The following is a 1,282-nucleotide window of genomic DNA, read 5'->3' on the forward strand; positions in this document are numbered from 1 at the left end:
AGAAAAACGACAATAGTAGCCGACGGCTACCAAAATAATATCTTTCTTGAATTGTTTCCCTTTAAAATATCTCATTTAGAAAACTTTGCAACAGAACCGGCATGTCCCACCTAAAATTATATTTATCCATTGCCGCAGGACTAGTAATCTATCTCTTGACAGTATTTCCATGGATATTTTTATCTAACAAGTACACTTTGGGGTTACTTTCAAATTTAACAAGACCTATATTACCATCAATTACTGTGCCAAACGGCACAGTAATTGATGGTAATATCTCATGTACATTATCCCAATTTCGAAATAAACGATTTGATGTTAGAGACAAGGGATTTAAGGTAACCAATAGGTCATGGATGCTGTTCCTTGATATTGCTGATTTTTATCATAAAAATCAAATCGAAGTTCTTGTACATTCGGATATTTTATATATCGCATGTATTTATACATGTACCATCCTTTTAAATTGTTTGTATTTTTTATGAATAGGTCGTTCATTTTTTGGGGCAAAACCAATGGTCCTGGTGCATCCATTGCCCCTTCTGGAGCTAATCGAAGATAGACGGTATTATTTTTTTGAAAGACTTGTGTGATATCTAACCATTCTGATCCTGTGTATTGATACGCTGTAGATCCACCTGGTTGATTCGGTGATACATCTACAACTTGTCTAGAAGAATCTACGATATTTTCTCCTGTCGGTAACGCTGCCGCAGAACAGGGCGCCGCTATCATAAAACTACAACAAGCAAGAATACTAGGAATTAAAATAGATCGATTGTTTCGTAATTTCATCTTGTAAAACCCCTCCAATAAAGTGTTATATATGGCATATACAACCATACAATAATGGATTCTGATTTACTAGATTTCATAGGTTGAGAAATATCTTACGGAATGATCTGCGTACGAAACAGGGATAACGAGAATATTTCACTTTGATTAACAAATTTTCTACAAAAAGAAAAAACGCAATCCTTATGAAAGCGTTTCTTCTTTGCGTTTATTTTATGAACAACGGAAAGGGCTTCATGTCCACACTTATTTTACCACACATCATCGTCGACAAATATTGAGAAAGTTCTACATATATAATGGATAAACAGGAATACGCTTTATTCCATTGCAATCGCAACCATACCGGTAGCAGAACAGCCTGTGGAATACCCCTTATTACATTTTAAAACCAATAAATATTCGCCTTTACCCCATGCCCATCAACTTAAACGTCATTTAGTAATGAACTTTCGTTCATTTTAATAGAACATAGTTAGATATGTTT

General features: G+C 34.6%; 1 protein-coding gene and 1 pseudogene. Both read right to left on the minus strand.

Annotated features, from left to right (window positions below; translation table 11 throughout):
- Positions 1–75: pseudogene (locus JDS99_RS30645) on the minus strand (IS6 family transposase); the annotation flags it as partial.
- Between the two features lie 258 nt (positions 76–333).
- Complete coding sequence (locus JDS99_RS30650; protein WP_199696473.1) at positions 334–795, minus strand: hypothetical protein; 462 nt, start codon at positions 793–795, stop codon at positions 334–336.
- Between the last annotated feature and the right edge of the window lie 487 nt (positions 796–1,282).

Source organism: Bacillus cereus group sp. N6 (assembly GCF_016483705.1).
Taxonomy (GTDB): Bacteria; Bacillota; Bacilli; order Bacillales; family Bacillaceae_G; genus Bacillus_A; species Bacillus_A wiedmannii.

What these genes read in the sequence shown, in the direction of transcription:
- JDS99_RS30650 (WP_199696473.1), bottom strand. Translation starts at nt 795, where the DNA reads ATGAAATTACGAAACAATCGATCTATTTTAATTCCTAGTATTCTTGCT.